General features: G+C 50.6%; 13 protein-coding genes. 5 read left to right on the top strand and 8 right to left on the bottom strand.

The annotated features are described in order from the left end of the window. The first annotated feature begins 789 nt into the window (after positions 1 to 789). Entirely contained in the window at positions 790 to 1620 is an 831-nt protein-coding gene (locus PSR63_RS23865) for an AraC family transcriptional regulator (protein ID WP_274328244.1), read from the top strand. 219 nt (positions 1621 to 1839) lie between these two features. Continuing rightward, entirely contained in the window at positions 1840 to 3144 is a 1305-nt protein-coding gene (locus tag PSR63_RS23860) for an alginate export family protein (RefSeq protein WP_274328242.1), read from the top strand. Positions 3145 to 3207: 63 nt separating this feature from the next. On the opposite strand, the gene PSR63_RS23855 is transcribed toward PSR63_RS23860, so the two are convergent. The 8 genes from PSR63_RS23855 to PSR63_RS23820 all read right to left on the bottom strand — a co-directional run bounded on the left by PSR63_RS23855 (position 3208) and on the right by PSR63_RS23820 (position 15819). Next, positions 3208 to 4176, bottom strand: coding sequence for a WD40 repeat domain-containing protein (locus PSR63_RS23855; RefSeq protein WP_443111060.1), 969 nt, complete (start codon positions 4174 to 4176; stop codon positions 3208 to 3210). Positions 4177 to 4191: 15 nt separating this feature from the next. Continuing rightward, on the bottom strand, positions 4192 to 5526 hold the full coding sequence (locus PSR63_RS23850; RefSeq protein WP_274328238.1) for a DUF1552 domain-containing protein: 1335 nt from the start codon (positions 5524 to 5526) through the stop codon (positions 4192 to 4194). A gap of 6 nt (positions 5527 to 5532) precedes the next feature. Then, positions 5533 to 7839, bottom strand: coding sequence for a DUF1592 domain-containing protein (locus PSR63_RS23845; RefSeq protein ID WP_274328236.1), 2307 nt, complete (start codon positions 7837 to 7839; stop codon positions 5533 to 5535). Between the two features lie 455 nt (positions 7840 to 8294). After that, the gene (locus PSR63_RS23840; RefSeq protein ID WP_274328234.1) at positions 8295 to 8855 is read right to left on the bottom strand and encodes a hypothetical protein; all 561 of its coding nucleotides are present in this window, start codon (positions 8853 to 8855) and stop codon (positions 8295 to 8297) included. A gap of 46 nt (positions 8856 to 8901) precedes the next feature. Next, positions 8902 to 10698, bottom strand: coding sequence for a sulfate adenylyltransferase subunit 1 (locus tag PSR63_RS23835; protein WP_274328232.1), 1797 nt, complete (start codon positions 10696 to 10698; stop codon positions 8902 to 8904). Further along, positions 10698 to 11651, bottom strand: coding sequence for a sulfate adenylyltransferase subunit CysD (cysD, locus tag PSR63_RS23830; protein WP_274328230.1), 954 nt, complete (start codon positions 11649 to 11651; stop codon positions 10698 to 10700). Before cysD ends, PSR63_RS23835 begins: the two co-directional genes overlap by 1 nt. 38 nt (positions 11652 to 11689) lie before the next feature. Beyond that, positions 11690 to 14179 (bottom strand): YbcC family protein, encoded by a 2490-nt coding sequence (locus PSR63_RS23825; protein WP_274328228.1) that lies wholly within the window; start codon positions 14177 to 14179, stop codon positions 11690 to 11692. A gap of 44 nt (positions 14180 to 14223) precedes the next feature. Then, on the bottom strand, positions 14224 to 15819 hold the full coding sequence (locus PSR63_RS23820; protein WP_274328226.1) for a proton-conducting transporter transmembrane domain-containing protein: 1596 nt from the start codon (positions 15817 to 15819) through the stop codon (positions 14224 to 14226). Positions 15820 to 16237: 418 nt separating this feature from the next. On the opposite strand from PSR63_RS23820, the gene PSR63_RS23815 reads away from it, so the two are divergent. From PSR63_RS23815 to PSR63_RS23805, 3 genes are all read left to right on the top strand, one after another. Further along, positions 16238 to 16498: a helix-turn-helix transcriptional regulator gene (locus PSR63_RS23815; protein ID WP_274334238.1), complete on the top strand. Its 261-nt coding sequence runs from the start codon at positions 16238 to 16240 to the stop codon at positions 16496 to 16498. A 390-nt stretch (positions 16499 to 16888) separates the two neighbouring features. Next, the gene (locus tag PSR63_RS23810; protein ID WP_274328224.1) at positions 16889 to 17770 is read left to right on the top strand and encodes a hypothetical protein; all 882 of its coding nucleotides are present in this window, start codon (positions 16889 to 16891) and stop codon (positions 17768 to 17770) included. Positions 17771 to 18048: 278 nt separating this feature from the next. Beyond that, on the top strand, positions 18049 to 20349 hold the full coding sequence (locus PSR63_RS23805) for a redoxin domain-containing protein (RefSeq protein ID WP_274328222.1): 2301 nt from the start codon (positions 18049 to 18051) through the stop codon (positions 20347 to 20349). The last annotated feature ends 717 nt before the right edge of the window (positions 20350 to 21066 follow it).

Raw genomic sequence — 21066 nt, 5'->3', positions numbered from 1 at the left:
CAAAGCTGGTTGTAGGTTGTCTACGCTCATCGAAATGATGAAGACTTCTTAACAATCCGAGCGATCACAATCGGATGCCGCGGCGACACGCCCATCGCTTGAATCGGTGTTGCACAGCTTGAGGGACTCAGCACGAAACGACACCAATTCTGCCCCGATACGAGGGCGTGTCGGCCGACATCGAGGACCATTCGCGGTAGCATAATGGCGACCTGTGAAGACTAAGTATTGAACGATCTTGCTCAAAACACAGCCGACAGGAGTAGGTTGCTGACCCTCTTTATTTAGGCGCGCAATTTTTTTGATATCACATGAGAAATGACAAAATTGTTTCGACCGCGATTTGCCATCTTTAAGAGACTTCGCAAACACCAAGCAAATCGCCCATAGGGACTTTCCAGTGAATGCCTGGGCTCCCAAGGGATACCATCGAAGAAAGTTCGCCAAGCTAATCAATGCGCGGCTGTTCCTCTTTTCTACTGCAGTTCGTTTACTGCTAATCTAGTTCAGCTTTTTCTTAAGAGGGGAATGAGCGTAGTCAGTTTTGTTATTCCACAGCGACAAGAATACGAGTAGCTTCTAGTCCAGCGGTAACTTTCTCTGAAATGCTTTGAGCGCGGTCCGAGTAGTCGCCAGAACTTGACCAACATAATCGATCGTTACTCGGCCTCCGGCTGATCACGTTTCGTGCTCAAGCGTTCTCTACTTTGTAGATCTGGGTAGGCATCAAGCATGGTGTACGATAGCTTCGCCACGTGGGCACGAAGTCGCGAATGGCAGAATCGTTGCATGGCTTCCGAAGTCCGCGAAGTCTCGGGGACACCAGTCTCTATATGTCGCGCACGAATTCGAGAGGCATTTGGCAGCCCCCCCACGCCTGACTTTCATATCCAGATGATAAGTCGTGGTTGGTCCAGGGCGGATATCGACCTGGGACAAGGCAAGTTTTCGGTCAAAGGAGCACCTGGGCGATTTATCGTTACTCCCGCAAACCTACAGTCTGAGATCGAGGGAGATGGCGTCTTTGAACTGCTTAGCTTGAGTCTTCCAGCCGAAGAACTTTGCAAAGCAGCTGATATCACTTCAGTTCAACTAAAAGATGATCTGAACGGGATCTTTCGTGGTGATCGTCACGATACTTACCTGCATGGTCTTATCGAATCGGTTTGGATTGAGGCGAATAGCGGCAGTCCCAATGGGCGACTCTATGTCGACGTCGCAGTCAGAGCGATCGTAAGTCGCCTGTTAGACCATGCTTCAATTCTGAAGCAAGCCGACAATCATATCCCGGCGTTGGATGTCGCCGCACTGCGACGAGTCACTGAGATTCTGAACGATCGATTTAACCAAAGTATCTCGCTTGATGAATTGGCCAACGCGGCAGGCGTGAGTTCCTTCTATTTTTCAAGGCTTTTCAAACACGCGACCGGTCACCCTCCCTACTTCTATCTAACAAAGATCCGAATCGAACGCTCGCAAGAGCTTATGCGAAGTGTGCCTGACTTGTCGCTGGCTAGTGTCGCTTCGGCTTGTGGATTTGCAGACCAGGCTCACTTCAGTCGCCACTTTAAAAAGATCGTCGGTCTTTCTCCGGGACGATGGAGATCTGAGCTAGGATGACATTATTCAGATGCTCTCGACTCACCAAGATCAAATGGCATCTAGAGCAAGATCGTTCAATACTCATAGCTCACGAATCTGATATCAGTCCTCCACTTACTGATTTCGTGGCGTAACCTTAAGCTTCCGATGTATCGAAATGGAATTCTTAGCATTGGTTTACTTCTTGTCTTATGGACGACATCATCGGCTCAGCAGACTGAGAAAGCTAGCGGTCCATTGCGATACAACGAAGACTGGTCCTTCCTGGAATCAACGGACCTGCCTCAAGGCCAATGGTGGGTTCCACTCAAGTACATTTCAACTGCCAGTGGTTACGTTACAACGGGCACGGAACTACGTGCGAGGTATGAAAAGCTTGAAAACGCAAACTGGGGGATGAATGCGGGAGATCGAGATGGCTATCTCTGGCTGAGGGCATTGCCAACACTCGACTGGCATCCCATGCAGAACACTCGCTTCTTCGGCGAACTCATTGTCGCACCTGCGGTCGATGTCGAGCCGATGCCTTCGCCTATTGATGAAGACATCTCCGACATCTTGCAGGCATTCGTTGATATCGAACTGGACAGCGAAGATGTATGGCGTTTCCGTCTCGGGCGGCAACTCACCGAATTCGGTTCGGGACGTCTCATCTCTACCCGCTACGGCACGAATGTACTTCGTTCATTCGATACCATCGAACTCCGACAAATTCGCGACCAATCGCAGACCTTCATCTTCTACGGACGTCCCGTCCGAGCGGAAGTTGGAGCCTTCGACGACCAATGGAGCCGCACACAACAGCTTTGGAGTTTATACGCCACGATCGACCTAATTGAATGCACCGACGATGCCTCCGAGTCTGTTGGGGTGGATCTTTACTATATCGGTTCGGAGAACACGCAAGCCGTATTTGACGAAGGAACCGGCAGAGAACTTCGCCATACGTTTGGTACTCGCCTATACGGCACATGGAATTCTTGGAGTTGGAATCCCGAGTTGTTCATCCAACTTGGTGAGTTTGGCGAGAAACGAATTGAGGCTTGGTCACTCGCGATGCAGATAGGCTATCAGATGCATGATCTTGTCTTCGAGCCTGGATTCGACCTCAAGGTTGATTTCATTAGTGGCGACACCGATCCCAACGACGCCAAACTTGGAACCTTCAACCCGCTGTATCCTAAGCTCAAGTATTTTGGCGAATCAGGAGTCATCGCTCCCTACAATTTGATAGACATTCATCCCTCTCTAAGCCTAGATCTCTCGCCTCAGGTCAACTTGACCTTCGACGTCGACTTCCTCTGGCGATATAGTCGCGATGATGCCTTGTATGGTGCTGGCGGTTCAATCCTTCGTCCCAGTTCCGCTAGTAGCAGTCGCTACGTGACGACTCAGTATGAAGGAATTCTCGAAGTCGTATTCACCGATAACCTAGCAGGAACCGCCTCATACACGCTGATGCCACCAGGGGCATTTATCCAAGAAAGTGGCGAAGCAGAAACAATGCACTTCTTCGGCTGTGAATTGCTTTACATCTACTGATGTTCTATCAGTACGCTCTCCGGTTGGGAGCGAATCGACAAGCTTTCTATCGTTAGCCTTAGGTCATTGGAGCAATGTCCAGACGCCTATCACTTCCTTACTGCCCGAGACAAGTAGTCGACCATTGGAACTGATTGCCAGACAGATCACCGGATCATTATGAGCAGGGATGGTCGTTTGCAACTGGTGGGTTTCAGCATTCCAAATACGGATCGTTTTGTCATCCCCGGCCGAGACGATGTAAGAATCATCAGGAGAAAACATGACCGATGTGATATCGGCTGTATGTCCTCGTAGGACATGAACCTCTTCACCCGTGCGAGCATCCCACACGCGTAAAGTATCGTCCCAACTCGCGGATACGAGGTGCTTGCCTGACGGACTGTAGGCGAGTGCCGTTACCGTTTCGGTGTGACCGCGAAGCGTTTCGACTTCCTCTCCGTTGGTCGTACTCCAGACTTTAATCTCACTCTCGCCGTCCCCTGTTACAATTCGCCCCCCGTCAGGGCTGAAGGCTAATGCGGTAACGTCATATTCGTTGCCCTGGTGGATAGTGAGTAACTCATCCCCTTGGTTCGCGTCCCACAAAACTAACGAGTCGTCGGCGCTGCCCGATGCCAGGTACTTCCCGCTCGGATCGAAACGCACGACTGTAACTGCTACGTCGTGCCCATCGAAGGACTTCAATACGTTTCCATTTTGAGCATTGAGAACTTGAAGTGTGCCATCGTAAGCACCGACGGCAACTCGCTTTCCGTCAGAGTGATAGGCTACAGTGGTGATGGCACTCTCGAAGCGTCGAAGAATTCGTACGAGCTTGCCTGTTCTCAAGTCCCATCGCCTCAGAATCTGATCGTCCCCACAAGACACCAGCCATTTACTATCGGGACTAATCGCGACGGCGAGGACCCACCGATCGTGGCCATCGAGCAAATCAATTTGCTTGGGGCGATCAGTCGCAACACCAGACCGGCAAGAACAGAATATGCTTACCCCGAGCAAGAATCCGATAAGTGAATGGTTCCAAGGCATCGTACAAAACATCCATCATACTAGTACTTCGGTGATCGGGCTCTTGCTTTCCTTAAATGAGTCGATCGGACAGCGCAATTGCTGCAAGATCGTCAAATAGAGGTCTGATGCCGATCGCTCATTGCTCTTCCACTTTAGGTGCTGCCCGTGACGGAATCCAAGTAGTTTGCCACCGGCCAACAACAGAGGGAAGCTGCTGCCTGAATGGCTGCTGATCTGAGAGCCTCCCATAAGCAACACGGTGTGGTCGAGCAAGGTGCCTTCACTTGCTTCAATCGCAGAAAGCTTATCCATTAAGTTCGCCACACACTCGCAGTACATCCGATCGCGAAGACCAATAAGTTTCGTGTCTGGATTGTCGGCGCCCCGATTTCCGGAACCCTTGTGATGATAGTCATGCACGCCACGAGTCGGCGCGCCGGTAGCCTTCGACCAATCTTTGTATTCGGTGTAGACCGGCCCTGCTTCGCCACCAAGGCTTTGGGTAACAACACGGGTCATGTCGGTTTGAAAAGCGAGCACAATCAAATCCATCATCAACTCTATATGCTCTCGCATGCTCGACTCATAATTGGGTTCTGTCCTCACGCTCTTCTCGTCGAACTTGGGGCGTCCCTTCTGCAAAATGGCATCGCGGTCGTCCAGCCGCTTTTCCACTTCGCGAATCGATGTCAGATACTGTTCTATGCGCTGCTTGTCCGTCCTACCGAGCTGACGCTGTAGCTGCTTTGCATCGCTCACGGCGGTGTCAAGGATGCTGCGATTGAGGGCGATACGTGCCTTGGCTTGTTTAAGCTGCGATGGGTCGGCTGGTGGAAAGAGGTTTTCAAAGACGTAGCGGTAGTCACTGGTGGCGGGGATATCAACGCCCAACTCATTGCGTGACAGCGTTGCGGCACCCACTCCAGAGGTCCAAGACAATGCCAACGAAGGCAGGTACGTCGGCCCAATATGCTTGGCGGCTACCTGATCCATGGATACCGTATTGGTCATTACTCCTGGAGTTATATTGATGTTGTGACCCGTCAAAAAGTTGTAGGGATGAGGGTGCCCGCTAATCCGACCTTCGATATGCGAAAGGCTTGTGAGAACAGTAAACTTGTCTCGGTGATGGGAAAGCGGCTGATGCGAAGGAGAGATTGTGTAGTCAAAACCGGTGTCTTCGGGAAACCAGTTGTATTGATTGATGCACCCGGGAATATAGAAACAGGCAAGCCGAGAAGGATCTCTTTGTCCCTGCGAAGCAGCCCTTGTCTTACCTGACATAATTTCCAGGCAAGGCAATGCGATGGTCGCTCCAAGACCGCGAAGGACCGTTCGACGCGTGATCGGATTGGCTTTTCGATTCATGGCACTTTATCCATTGCTAGGGCTGGTAGACGACTCGCAAAAGATTTTGGAGCGAATTAAAGCTTTGAGCAGATCACGCATTGGGTACTGCTGTTCCGCCTGCTCTTTCATGATAGCCTGTATCGTTATGATATCGACGACGTTGGCCGTGCGTCCGGTACCATAGAGTGTCAACTTCTTCAGCATTCCCTTGACGATGTCATCGAGATACGCTTCAGCAAGCAATTGCTTGAATTCGTGATAATCTGCGAACTCTTCGCCGCGAGGCAAAGATCCCTTCCCATCAACGGGACGCGTCTCTCCTTGCCCGCGCCATTCGATTTTCCCGTCAAGTTCGGCACGATGATAACGGTCATGTTCAACTTCCCGCCAACGACCGCTTAGGTCGAAATTCTGAAAAGCGAATCCTAAGGGATCAATCTTTTTGTGACACACATTGCACTTGCTATCCGCCTGATGTTGGACAAGTAGCTCGCGAAAGTGTTTTCCCTGGTTCTGTTTATCAAAGGGTAATAGCTCGGGGACTTCCAGTGGCGGTGGTGGCGGCGGATCGTCCAGGATGTGATTGAGGGCCCAAGCGCCTCGATAGATCACCCAGTTGTCGCCCATCCAACACAGCATCGACTGGATTCCAGCGTGCCCCAAAATACCCCCACCTCGCGGATCGCATTCATCCGGCCGCAAAATCACTTTGCGAAATTCGGCTCCCTCAACTCCAGCGACTCCATAATGAAATGCCAAGATATCGTTCATCATCGTCCAGTCACTAGCAACCAATTCGACAGCCGGCCGGTTTTCCGCGAAGAGCCGAGCGACATATTGAACGGTTTCCGCGTTCATCGAGTCCTTAAGATTTCGCCCAAACTTGAAGTCTTGCTTCTTGAAGTGAGACATCGTCAACGTAATAGGCTGATCCATGTTCAACCATTGCGTTACAAAGCAACGATAGAATTCCATGCTTCGGGGATCGGATAGAAGACGGTCGACCTGAGCATCGACGACAGAGGGAATGCGGAGTTTGCCTGCGGCTGCCAAGTGCCGTAGCTCTTCATCTGGTGGTGATCCGACCAGCATAAAACTCAGCCGCGAAGCAATGGCATGTTGCGCAACAACTGGATCAGAGTCTGAAGGAGATGCCAGGTAGCGAAATGGACCTCCCATCAGCACCGATTGAAATACGCCGCGCAGAGCTTCATCAAAGGAGAGTCCTTCTCCACGAAGGTAGCGATAAAGAGCAATGAATTTCTCCCGTTCGTCATCCGGCACGGGTCGTCGCCAAGCCCGATCCATCCAGAGCTTCAACAATGCAAGAGCGTATTGTTCATTATCTTGGCGATCTTCAATCGCCTCATTCCAATGCGTAGGTGGCCACTGGATTCGATGATCGTAGTCGACTTCAACCGACTCTATCACGATAGTCGGAACAGGCTGCAGTTCCGGATCACGCAGCACTTTGCGATCAAACGCTGGTCGATATATGCCAATTCCACCCGGAATCTTATCTTCTGGCTTACTGCGGTCATCGTTCGCAAAACCGGCTACGCTGTAAGGAACTTCAACAAAGGATCGGAGCATGATTTTGACGACATCATCTTCAACCAAGCAGTCCTCCATCCGAACTGCGTAGGTCAACGTCTGCGGCTCTTCATTAATGGGCCGATAGTCGATATAGCTGCCACCTACCTTGACCCACAACATCGGGTTCGGCAGCCCAGGCATTGGTCGCCTGGCTACCACACTAAGGCTCACTTTCAAGACGGTGGACTTGTCCTTAGGCACAGGCAAAGCAAGAAAGGAATCACCACGATCGCCAGTCCATTGTGTCGGCAGATAGAGTCCAATCTCCTTTTTACATGTTAGTCGTTTGGAGCGAGTGAATACGCCTTCATCACCCCAATTGGCCTCGACGAACTTACGGAAGTCGGTGAACTCGTGGTCCCGGAAATCAATACGAATGACTCGCTCTTGGATAGGTTCCAGAAAGCGAATACTGTCGACGGCCCGCCGGGTTACTTCGAGCCACTGGGCCACCGAATCGGCCCCATCCTGCAGTGCGGTGGCCCCGGTATCGAAACCATCGACTTTGGCATCCTCCGGAATACCCACGGCAAAGTCGATTGGCAGTCCTGTTAGATCTTGCAGTGCGGCCGAGAACTCACGACGATTCAACCTGCGCTGGGTTCCATATATCTCGTTGGCGTTTTGGGCTGCCTGTTGGACAATCCACGTTAAGATCTGCCGTTTTTCTGCCTCGGTCGGCTGAAGTTCCTCCTTAGGCGGCATGTCACCGCTAGTCAATGCCTCATGCACCATCGTCCACAGATGTTGGTCCGAATAGTCAAAACCCTTAAGACGATCAAAGCGGACATGCGCGTTCTGCTCGTGAGCTCCATGGCATCCAACGCAGTATTTAGAAAGCAGTGGGCGAATCGTTTCGAAAGAATCCGCGCACGCCACATTCGGAAGGAGAAGAAGCAACAGCAAGAAGACGCCAACAGGAGACCATTGGGAGAGGTCTATGATTTTCACGAGGGAGACCCAGCAAAGGAGGATTAGGTGGGACTACAGGAACTCCAGCGTTGCGCTAAGAATCGCCTTAAAACTCGTAAGCTCTAGACGTATCTCTAAATGTTAATGCGAACTGTGAAAAGTGGCAATTACTTTTCCACTACCACGTAATGTGCAAGCTAACGAATTCTTCGTATCACAAGGCCCAAAAAGCAGAACAATGCTATCGGGAATTCAAGAGACATCGATGACCCGGGGATTTAAGAGCCAGTCCCCAAGGCCTCGAATTGCATCGTTCTTTCGTTGTAGCAACAGACTGCATGTGATTCGACGCGAAAGAATAGTGACGTCACCTGGATTTCGGCAATGAGCGGATGCTTGTTAAGTGCACACAATTGTGCCAATTCAAGATTCACGCCAAGTAATCTTTGTTCGGCCAGTTTGTTAGCTTCCTGTCGTTTGGCCATTCGTTGCAGCAGATTAGTTGATTCCGAAGCGGAATCGCCTGGTCTAAAACTCTCGAATGCCTGGCCGGATGGCAAGAAGTAAGAGTGACCTAGAATCACAACTTCGCCAATCGCATAGTCTCCAAGGCTTTCCTCAATCACTGAGACAAGATACTCTGGCGATTCAAATAGTTCGCCAGAAACACGAACGATCGGATCACCATACGCTTTCTCAATCTTTGTCAGCAGCCGGTTCACACAACGATCTTGATCGGTAAGCCAAAGAGTCGGCTTGCGTTGCGGCCGAAGCGAGGCAGAAGAATTCTGAGATGGTTCTTTGTCCATCCACCAGAAAGATCCCTGCGAAGATACCATCTCACTCTCTCCTTTTGAGTTAACTCAGCTAGATTGAACTTTTGAATTACAGCTGTCTTGCTACGCTTGAGACGACTTCGTTGTACAAGCTCTCAACGATGTCTTCTGTTTCGGAACTGCTCTGAGAGTCGAGATCAAAATACAGAATTCCCTTCTGTGAACACTCTTGACCAATCGCGATCTTGAGATCTCGGTCACCAGCTTCATATACTGATATGCAAATCAGACCCAATTCACTAATCGATTGAGTAAGCTGTATCCCTCGCCCAAGATCATCAACCTTTCCGGTCGCCGAATATGAGCGGTTGTCTTTGCGTTCTCCGTGAAGGACCTCTGCATCAAGTACGCCAACATGAAACCCCTCATTGAAGAGGCGGAGTTCCAGGTCATACGCGACCCGCAAGAGTTCGTCGCTCCGTCGACCGCTAATCACAACCGCATGTGAATCATGTCCCACTCGGGATTTCCGTTGGGCAGCCGTTACTTGGCTGATTTGCTTCTTGTTAGCAATCGGCGTCGACTTTGCGCTACTTTTGTTCCCTTCGTTTGAAATGATTCCTGCCGCGACCGTCTCATGGGAAATCTTATCCACGAGGATAAATGACCCCATCTCACGGATGCCGTTGTAACTTTCATGAACAACAGGCTCGTGAAGTAGGAGATGGCATTGGCCAATTTCGTTTAGCACTAGTGTGGACGCAGCTTTGCTACTTCCAGTTTCGATACAAATCTTTGATTGCACCGAAGCAACTTCAGCCATGACCGTTTTCGTACCGCACTTTAGCCAATAGGTTTTCCCGATGGCTAGTGCGTCCGTTGACATCCAAACCAGCTTTGCATTGAGCTCGGCACTCACCCCTGGCGAAACGTCAGGGGATACGATCCAGTCCCCCCGCCCAATATCAATCTCATCTTCCAACGTGATCGTTACCGCTTGTCCAGCAGAAGCAGATTCATATTCTCCGTCCATCGTAACTATCGATCGAATCCGTGATTTTCTTCCTTGTGGAAGGATTTCGATCGGATCATGGACCTTGACTTTGCCTGTAACAATGGTTCCGCTCACACCGCGAAATTTGGAATCAGGGCGTACGATGCGCTGCACTGGGAAACGAAAGCCATCCGCCGGATTGCCACGAGACGCCTGACATAACTCCAAGGCATCAAGAAGCGTTGGCCCCTGATACCATTCCATCCTGTCACTTCGTCGACATACGTTATCACCACACAGTCCCGAGAGAGGAATCGAAGTGATTTCAAGGCCACTGAACGTCTTTGCGAAGTGTTGAAACTCGTCGACAATCTTATGAAAGACGCTGCTTTGGTAGTCAACGAGGTCCATCTTGTTAATCGCCAAGATAAATCGTTCAATACCTAACATCGAGGCAATGAGAGCATGACGCCTTGTCTGTTGAACAATTCCTTTCCTCGCATCGACCAGTATTAAGGCTACATCTGCACGTGAGGCAGCTGTGACCATATTCCTGGTGTACTGCTCATGACCGGGGCTATCCGCAATAATGATCTTTCGACGAGGCGATCGAAGGTAGCGATAGGCGACATCGATCGTAATTCCCTGGGCTCTTTCATCTTCCAGACCATCGACGATCAGAGCAGGATCAATTGCTAGCTCGGTCGTTCCGTGCCGCTTGGTCTCAAGCTGCAGCGTTTGCAGATGATCTTCGTAAACTGCACCGGTTTCGAGTAAGAGTCGTCCGATCAGGGTACTTTTGCCATCATCCACGCTACCACATGTAAGTAGACGAAGTATTCCGAAACGACTTGCAATGGTTTCGCCCGTTTGAGTATTAGGTTCGATTGTATTGTTCTTATGAGTGATCATCAGAAATATCCTTGTCGCTTCTTGCGTTCCATTGCTGATTCTTCGTCCTTATCAATCGCCCGCCCTGCTCGTTCAGACAGACGAGTCGACCGCAACTCTTGAACAATCTGACTGACAGATGCTGCCTCGGACTCGATTGCGCCCGTGACTGGATAGCATCCCAACGTCCTAAAACGAACCTTACGCATCTCCGGCTCCTCGCCAGGCTCAAGAGGCATTCGATCGTCATCAACCATGATCAGATTGCCGTCACGGTGAACGACTGGCCGTTCTTTGGCAAAATACAGCGGAACGAGTGGAATGTTCTCCAGCAGTATGTACTGCCAGATCTCTTCTTCCGTCCAATCCGAGAGCGGAAAAACACGCATGCTTTGACCACGATGAACCCACGTGTTGTAGAGTCGCCAAAGCTCGGGCCGCTGGTTACGTGGATCCCATCGATGATGTTTATCTCGAAAGGAGAAGACTCTCTCTTTCGCACGCGACCGTTCCTCCTCCCGACGTCCCCCACCTATCGCCGCATCAAAGCGATACCTTGTGAGGGCGTTCTTCAGTGGTTCCGTTCGCATCACATCCGTGTAAACCGGACTAGGAAAGTCGAAAGGGTTGATGCCTTGGCGAACTCCCTCATGATTAATTTCCACGAGAACCTCCATTCCGAGCGTTCCCCGAACGTAATGCTCACGGAATTCAATCATTTCTCGAAACTCCCATGTCGAATCGATATGGAGTAGCGGGAATGGAGGCTTCTCGGGATAAAAGGCCTTCCTGGCCAGGTGCAAAAGCACGCTGGAGTCCTTCCCGATGGAGTAAAGTAAGACGGGGTTGTCAAACGACTCGGCGACTTCCCTGAAAATGTAGATGCTCTCTTCCTCGAGCATTCTCAGGTGTGCGTTCAAGTCGCCTGAGACGACATTCTGCCGCTCTTCTCTATTCACTATCGACGTATTCATGAGGCTCATCCTCTTGTGCAAAAGTCACCTAGTCACCATTAGCTAGTAGATTGATCATCCCAAGGTTCCCAAGTGCCGCAGTCGTTCCATCGGGAGAATCGATCCTCTTCCAAGCAGAGCAGTGTGATCCATCCATTTGAAACTAGCTCTCGGACGTTAGCATGAGCACGAACAATTCGCTCGATCCGTTCCTTCGGCGCTTCAATGATCACAGTCAACCGCAGTGGCTGATGCTGCCATTGTTTGCCGTTGTGAACAGACTGCCACGGAAGTCCTGTTTTAAGGTCACCTCCGTTGCCTTCCAGAACACCGAACTTGCCCAAGGCATTGTGGATGAGCTTGTTTCCACTTCCGTACTTGTTCGCATCAACGGTTGACGCGAAATACTGCAGGTTGATCCAGCTGGTAACGATCATCGGAGCGGTGATGATGAGCTCAAGCACGCTTCCGTCGCGGTCTTTCTCCGCCTCGTAGCTATGCAGAAATACACGGCCTTTCAGATCCAACGATTGTGTCCGAGAACGAGGTGCGACAACGAAAGCGGCATTCCCAGCGAGTCCCCACTCCGGCCGTACGTCACTCCAGTCCTGGGCCTTACGCGTCAAATCCTCTTTCTGCGACGTACCATATCTTTCAGAACGGTTCTCTGCACAGCGTTGACTCGCTTCTTTACAAATTGAGATCAACTGAGCGAACTCGTCTTGAAACTCCTCAGGTATATGAGTTTTCTCGGTGAACACAATTTGTTCCGTCGTCGTGTTATGAACAGCCGGCACAAACCAGGTGCTATCAGGAATCACAATCCCCTGCGTCGCTAGTCCAGCCCGAACATCCGGGCTGTTCAACCACCAACTCGCGATACGTGCGTTGGGCTCTCCCGAATGTCCTCCGCAGGCACCACAGTCCAGGCCCGATTGAAACAAGTTGTTTTGCACGTCCGCTGCATGCCCACACACAACAACAAAGCGAGCAAATTCTTCGGTTAAGCCAAGGTTTGTAAGAAAGCTTTTGCAAAAACTGATTCGGCTTTCCAGAGAAAGCTCTTCGCGGTGCTCTATGTGCGATTCGTTCTCAGGATACACCTGTGGCTTGCTGTCAAACGGCTGTTGCTGAAATCGTGTTTTGACCCATCCGTAAGAATCGGACAGCAACTTACCGGCAGTAAGCCAGCCCAAAGTCTCGACGAATCCCAGGCTCGATATCGGGCCGGAACGGAAGGCTTTCCAAGCGTGTCGCCAACTTTTTTGACTAGAGCGGACATGCTCTTCCGGACTCCAGTTGACCTGGAACGCGGGTTTGAGAAGCACAGGGCAGTGCGCGCTGCCAACTGAGTCTTCCCCCGTCGTATGACGCAACGGCATGCCGAAGAACCCAGCGAAACCGAATGTTTCTACTCGCTCATCGACAAGTTCTAAATGGCGGCGAATTGGTTCGGAACGAACGTCGATGCAGAACACCATCTGGGCAAGAGCGTCCACATCGCCTGTTTTATCGATATCTCGATCCAACAGACCGGAAGCAAGGATCTGCTGGAATTTCATTTCCTGAGCGACAAGCAGCACATACCGCACGACACTGGTGCGACTAGGCGTCAACATCTGCTGAATGTAGTCACGGTTGTTCCAAACGTCTTCATGAAAACATGATGAGATACTTTGTCGACTAGACTCAATTAGAAATACGTCGTGGGCCAACCGAATCGCAAGTAAATCCTTCAGGCAAGAATCCGGGTTCTCTGATTGTCCTAATTGGTTCCGAGCATACGATGCCCAACCCGAAATGGAGGCGAGCTGGCAAATACAAAACAAGAAGAGAAGTCGATTCGGTACGTCAGCTTTCTTCAATAACAGGGCAATCGCTCGATCAGAATCTTCTGGCAAGCTACGGACGAAATTCCTGAAGCCCCGCATACCGAGCAGATCCATGCGATAGCTTGTCGAGCTCACCTGCTTCCAGGCTTTGTAGGGCGCGTCATCCTGCCAGGGCATCGACCAGGAAGCCTCGCCTTCGTCGAAGTATCCAGATAGGAATCGTGTCATATCATTAATGATTTGATTGCTTCGTTCTCCTCTGCTCTCGCGATCTAACACCTCGGCCATCGTCCAGATTCGACGTCGACTATGGTTTGCTGGCTTAATGTCGCTCTGTAGCCAGTCCATTACCTCGGCCAGGGACACATCGGCAAGACTCGCCGAATTATCTCGAGCGACCTGTTGGTAAGCGTTTGCCACATCATCCGTCGAAATCGAACCATCTCGATAGACTTCTCGGCAGTATTCCAGCGACGGAAGAAGGTCGACATCACTAATCGTTTTCAGAAGTGAATCAGTTTCGAGAAGAGTTTTGCCAGTGAATCCGAGAAATGGATTCACGGCGACAAAGTCTTTCAGCGGCCAAAGGGGAGCAATAGACTCGTATAGTTTCTCGATGACTTGCTGAATGTCTTGCGATTTGTTTTCGATGATCGGCCGAACTGGCTTGGGAGAATTCTTCAGCAAGCTATTCGATGATTCTAGCGATGAAATCATGTCAGAATTCCTTGATAACCCTGCTTTATGAGTGAATGAACAAACTAAGGCGTTGGAGCAGATCGCCCCCACAGCAATCCGGTCACACGACGTGCAGCAATGTCCAGGTAGAACCCGTTTAACGCATGAACATAAACTGCTTGCACAAACGATGAGTTCCGGTATTTGACCCTTGCAATTTGAAACCCCGCCAGGCCAACAAACCCCAAAGTTACGATTCCCACGACAATCCACATCGCCGGACTGAACACTGGCAAATCCCCCGTTGTATTTTCAAATGCGAGTCGGTGCATTGCTTCGTGGCTTAACAGGTACATAGCAGCCATCAGCATCACAACAGCTACGCCGAGCAACACGGCTTTGGTTGAGCGAGCACGGATTACTTCCGCAAGTATTTGAGCCAGGGAAAGAGCTAGAATCAGTCCGAGCAGTACTCGCCCGTCTGCTTTCACAACATCAATGCCCAGCAACCAACCAGTGCCTGCTAGAACCCCGAACGAAGCTGCCGCACCGAGAGCTATTGCCCAACTATTTTCTGTAAGTGAGATCTGATCTTCCGGATCTCTGCCTTTGTGATTTGCAACTGCACTGCCAGATCGAAGAAATGCATGAGACTTGTAGAGCGAGTGAAAGATGATGTGAACAAAAGCTGCCGAGAATGCCCCCACCCCGCATTGCATCATCATGAAGCCCATTTGCGACATCGTGCTGTAAGCCAGCTTCTTTTTAATGCTGGACTGGGTTGTCATGATAATTCCACCCAAGAGGCACGTAATTCCTCCGATCAGCAAGCAGAGAGATAGGGCGATCCCAGATTGACCGACAATGGGATACAGGCGGATGAGCAGAAAGCCCCCAGCGTTAATGATGCCGGCATGCATCAACGCAGATACGGGAGTTGGGGTCTCTAAGGTATCTGGCAACCAGGTATGAAACGGAAACTGAGCCGATTTTGTTAAGGCACTTAGAACGAACAGCACGGACACAATCGTTACTCTTGGGTCATGCATGCCCAGGCTTGCTGTCGCCTGAACGTTCGAGAAAAGCATTTTAAGCTCGACCGTTCCCCAGATTTGATATGTCAGAAAGATAGCCGTGGCCAGGAACACGTCGCCGAGTCGGCTGATCAGAAACTTCTTACGAGCCGTCCAAATTGCCCAAGGTCGATGGCTGTAGTGGATAAGTAGCTGGTGCAACGCGAGGCTGGTCAGTATCCAGAAACCAAATAGCTGAATGAGATTCCCACTCACCACGAGACCTAGAATTGCTCCCAGACACACCAAAAGCCACTTGTAGTAGCGTCCCTCGTTTGAATCGCCGTTTAGGTACTTGATTGAGAACCGCGTAATAATCCAGGCAACATAGGCAATCAGCAGTGACATCATCGCCGAAAGTGGATCAAAGAATATGGCAAACATCCAAAGATCGCTTGCTGATGAGAAGGAGATGCTTCCAGTGATGATTTCTCGTTGCAACAGCATCAGTGATCCGACGAAGTAGAACCCTCCCGCAGCTATAACAGCAACTTGAGCAAAGCGTCTTATTTCCAGCGGATGCCGATTCGCCCACGAAGTGGGTATCACCATCGCCAATACAAGACAAAGAGGCACGACTAATAAAAGTACGGCTGCGTCCAACATTGCGAATTCCTACTTTGGTCTGGCTTAACCGGTCACGATCACAACGCACGAAGTCTAAAGCACGACTTTCTTGTCGTCAATCCTGCGTCGCATAACTTTTCGGCAGTTTTTCTTGTTTCGGTTGAGCAAAAACGAATGAAACTAAAAGACGACACAGAATTCCGGATTGCTGAATCACGACAAGCGAGCTAAGATAAGTTCTTTCGCAGTACGGCCTTACGCGCCCCACTGAAATCCCCAATGGGCCATTTTCTGCAAAGGTGAATTCATGGCGGTGAAACGCAAAAAAACTTCGCGTGCCAGCAAATCTTCAAACTCTTCTAATAAGGCACAGCCCCGCCAAAAAACAGTCGAATCAAGCACGGTTCAGGAGCAGTCCCACGCGCGGTGGACCTTTTTAACCAATCATTCCCACGTCTTGATCCTGCTATCTAGAAACCCAAACATGGTACTTAGGCAGGTTGCCATCGAAGTTGGCATTACGGAACGTGCCGTTCAGAGAATCATTGCTGACCTGGAAGAAAGCGAAGTCATCCGAAAAGAGAAAGTCGGACGTCAGAATCACTACTTCATCCTGGGAGATCAACCGCTAAGACACCCAGTCGAAGCACATAGATCGATCAACGATCTGTTGGAACTGCTGGCCGATGACACAGACTCTGGGGATGCAAATCGATAAGTTGCAATTCTCTCGCGGCTTCCTGACAACTAGAATTTTCAGCCTAAAGCGAGCTTGTTCTACTCCCGGGATGACAGAGATTCGTCGTGTTGCACAAAAACCTGCAGCTACTTGACCTGCACCCGCGCATGAAACCAGTTTTCAACTGGTAGTCTTTCATGACCTATGTGCTAACTGCGATCCTAACGAATGCTCCACTTTAGTAGCCCAGGACGAACCGCCATTGGCTCAAGTCGGCACCAAAAGCAGGCTCACGTATCTAACCAGACAAACATCGAGACTTACGCGGTAGGCAAGCAACGCGGAAGCAGTGCTTGAATCGCTCACAATATGGCAATGAGCGCAGTATGCGTATAGCATAGCGTGACCTGCTTAGGCGGGATCTGTTTTGTGCCTTATGCTCTTGTCGAGGCGGCAGCGATGGCCAAGTATTTGCGATATCTAGCACACGAATACACACCGGAACTCGGTCGCCGGTTGGTCGAGCATGGACCGGTACGTGCGGGCTACATCTTCGACCTATTCCAACTCGAATTGAAAAAAACGCCGTCACGCGAGATCGCGAAGCTGGTGGTGAGCTTCACGGAAGTTGCCTCGCAGCACCTCGTTAAAGTTGAAATGCTCGACGTGCTCGATGTAGGTTATTATCTAAATCTGAACCAATATGTGACGCAGGTCGACCACCAGCGGAAGCAGTTTTTTCTTTCGAGTATCCATGAGACACTACTGGCCTTCGCCGAAGATTACGGTTGGGACCGGTCGCAATGCACCCAAGTGTATGAGCGAATTCTCGCGAATGGTATCGTCTTTGATCGCTGGTGGGAAAAACCTGTCAAACACCGCGGCAGCGGACGAACTGCGCAGTGTCATGTGTCCTACGAAGACAATGTCGTATTGTCGATAGGAGTTCGCGATAAAAATGGCGAACTTCTGCACAAGACCCGTCTCGCTACCCTGCCGGGAACCATGGGTGCCGTTACTTCAGCTTGCGCTAAGTTGGAATGGCTGGACGAGGCCCACCTGAGGCTATGGCAGGAAAACCAGCGCGACTACTGGGACTACGATGTTGAGGCCGATGAGGTGGCGTACCACTACGTCCGTGCTGAGCGCGGCGATCCGCACGGCCAGTACGATTTTGCCCAGATGTACTTCAGAGGATACATCGTCGATCGCGATGACGGGAAGGCTCTGTTCTGGCTGACGAAGTCAGCCGAGCAAAACTTCGGACGGGCGATAAAGTTGCTCGCTAAAATAAATGCGGGTGCCGAATGAAAAATCGCTCACTCGTGCATAATGTCGAACCGTCATTGGAGAACAACTGCCACCGATAATACGAGACAAATTGATGAAGCTTATACGCGGTTCGCGTCTGCCTCACTCTACCAAGCCCAACACCCTACTAACCGGCAACTGCAGCTGTCGCAGCTTGAAACAACGCATTTGTGTTTGCTAAGCTTTATCCTGAATACCTCTTTTACCCCCCCTTCGATCGGTCCGGACTTTCATTGTTTGATGGATGTGCGTTCCGGTCCTCAGTGACCGTGGAATTTATGCTGCGTTCTAACTTCATTCGAGATTCAGTTTGGCCATTTCTGTTCATTCTATTGGCTTGTCCCCTGGCCGCGGAGCAAGCGAATGTCCCCGAAGACAACCGTGACGAGCCAACGGACAAAGTCGACAAGATTCTCGAGGGACACTCATTCCACGGTGACGTGTTCAATGAGGGGCCTCGTCAAAAGGCTTATCTCATGGGTGGGACGGGGCAGGTTCAATTTCCGATTAGCACGGACGATCCCGTGGTGCAAAAGTTCTTCGACCAAGGCCTAGGTCAGTTTTACGGGTTCTGGTATCTCGAAGCCGAACGTTCCTTTCGACACGCGGCATCACTTGATCCCGACTGCGCCATGGCATACTGGGGAGCCGCGATGGCCAACCTCAAAAACTTGGATCGTGCGAAAGGCTTCATAGAAGAAGCGGTCGCGCGCAAAGACAACGCTAATGAACGCGAAAAGATGTACATCGACGCGCTCGACGCCTACGTCAAATTCGACAGCAAAGAAAAAGAGAAGAGAAATGATTCCTACACCAAGTCGCTCGAGAACATTCTCCTGAAGTACCCAGATGATCTCGAGGCGAAGGCCCTGTTGGCATGGCACTTGTATGAAGCGAAGTCGTCGAGTACGAGTTATTTCGCCGCCAATGCGCTGCTCGAGGACATCTTTGAAGTCGAGCCGATGCACTCCGCGCATCACTTCCGTATCCACCTGTGGGACAGGCGGGAACCGGAGATGGCTATTGGTTCTGCAGCCCTTTGTGGTCAGTCCTCACCAAGCATCGCTCACATGTGGCACATGCCTGGGCACATCTATTCCCGATTGCAGCGTTATCATGATGCGGCTTGGCAGCAAGAGGCTTCGGCGAGGGTCGACCATGCCCATATGATTCGCGATCAGGTCATGCCGGATGAGATTCACAATTTTGCCCACAACAACGAGTGGCTCATTCGCAACTTGATTCATATTGGACGGGTTCACGATGCGATTGATTTGGCCAAGAACATGATCGAACTTCCACGTCATCCTCGATACAACACCCTCGCCAAGAATGGCAGCACAACTTACGGCAGACGCAGATTGTTTCAAGTTGTCCGAACCTATGAGCTATGGGATGATCTGATCGACTTAGCAAATTCCTCCTACCTGGAGCCTACCGACGACGAGAGTGAACAAATTAAACGTCTTCGCTACCTCGGCTTGGCGTATTTTCAAACAGGAAATACGGAAGCTGGCAAGGCTCAAATCGCAGAGCTCGAGCGCCGCTTGGAAGCGTTAAAGGCCAAGGCAGATTCGGTTACGAAAAGTCCAGGTGAAGACACCGATAAGGAAGACGCCAAGAAATTGGCAGAAAAGGCTCGCAAGGAACTTCAGTCGAAAACCAAGAATCTCGAAACAACCATCAAAGCTCTGAAAGGGCACGAGGCGATCGCGTATCAGGATTTTCAGAAGGGCTATGAACTTCTCAAAGATGCCAGCGACGTCGATTCGGTCTACCTTGCAAAAGTTCAATGGCAGTCCGGTGACCATGACGCTGCGATAAAAGCCTTACGAAAGATTGTGGACTCCAGCAAGAACGAAGTTTATCCACTTGCTGCACTCGTCGAGAGTTTGTGGTTGTCCGGAAAGAAGGTTGAATGCAAGTCAGCGTTCGACCAATTGCGACAGCTCTCCGCCCAGATTGATCTTGATATTCCGCAATTCGCTCGCCTGACTCCCATTTCTGAAGAACTCGGCTACATGGACGATTGGCGGATTCGACGGCAAACTGCCGAAGACGTCGGGGAGCGACCATCTCTTGATTCCCTAGGTCCATTCCGCTGGTCTCCTTCCCAGGCTCCCGACTGGGCATTAAACGATGTTCAAGGTAAACAGCATGCATCAACGGATTTTCAGGGAAAGCCATACGTAGTTATTTTCTATCTTGGCTCCGGATGTCTTCATTGTGCCGAACAGTTGCAGGCCTTTGCGCCGCGGATCACTGAATTCGAGGAAGCAGGTCTCGGCATGATAGCGATCAGTACCGACGATCCGAAAACGTTGAAGCAATCGATAGAGAATTACGATGAAGTGGGGCTTCCAATTCCACTTGTTTCTGATGAGCCATTAAATGTGTTCAAAGCGTTTCGGGTTTACGACGACTTTGAAGCTCAGCCTCTCCATGGGACCTTTTTAATTGACGGCAATGGAAAGGTGCGTTGGCAGGACATAAGCTACGAACCATTCATGGATCCTGGTTTCGTGCTGGCGGAAGCGAAACGACTTCTATCGCAAGATTCCGATCCAAGGGCGAATTAACATCCTGTTCTTAGCTCTTCCCGTGCTGAACTCGGGCCTTTGACTGGAATCTTAGCGAACATTCCATGTATGTGCCCCCGGACGAGCCGTCCTTGGCTGGATACTAGGAACAATTCACAGAATGTGATCGCAATCAGCCCGCTGAATGAATGTGTGTAAAACTACACACTTTCAAGCGTCCTCAAACGCCACTTTAAGCAGAGGAGCCTCTTCGTAAGATATTGCAAAGTCACACCTTAGAGCGAGCAGCAATTTTGAGCTTCAGATTTCGGTCTCAGGCTTATGAGGCCGCCCAGGAAGCCCTGCTCTTTTCACCTGAAACCGTGTGACAGAAGTAGTTTACGAAGATTTGCAAAACGTTGCAAAGCGTCTTATTCAATCGCAATAACTCTCTGGAAATGCGCGTATTTGGGTACGAAGTGTGTAGTTGAATTCGCGCACATTTGGCCATCGTGCGCTTTCTCAAAAGTCCCGCAACTCGGAGTCAATTTTTCAACTTGGAGTCGGAACGAATTTGGATCCAGACTGTAGCGAGGGAATTAAACGATTTGACTAAAGGCTATGTCCGAATCCACTCAGGACACGCCCTCCTAACTCCTATAGAGTTCTGTATGGGCGAAATCTCAATCACCCAGTTTTTGACTTGTTCATTTGTTTTTAATAACTCGGACGCACATGTCTGAGCAAATCGGGCACGTATCCTGCTCGGGGAGCAAG

The organism is Bremerella sp. P1, assembly GCF_028748185.1.
In the GTDB taxonomy this organism is placed as follows: Bacteria; Planctomycetota; Planctomycetia; order Pirellulales; family Pirellulaceae; genus Bremerella.
Note: the sequence above shows the minus strand (reverse complement) of the source record. Positions and strands in the feature narration are given on the sequence as shown.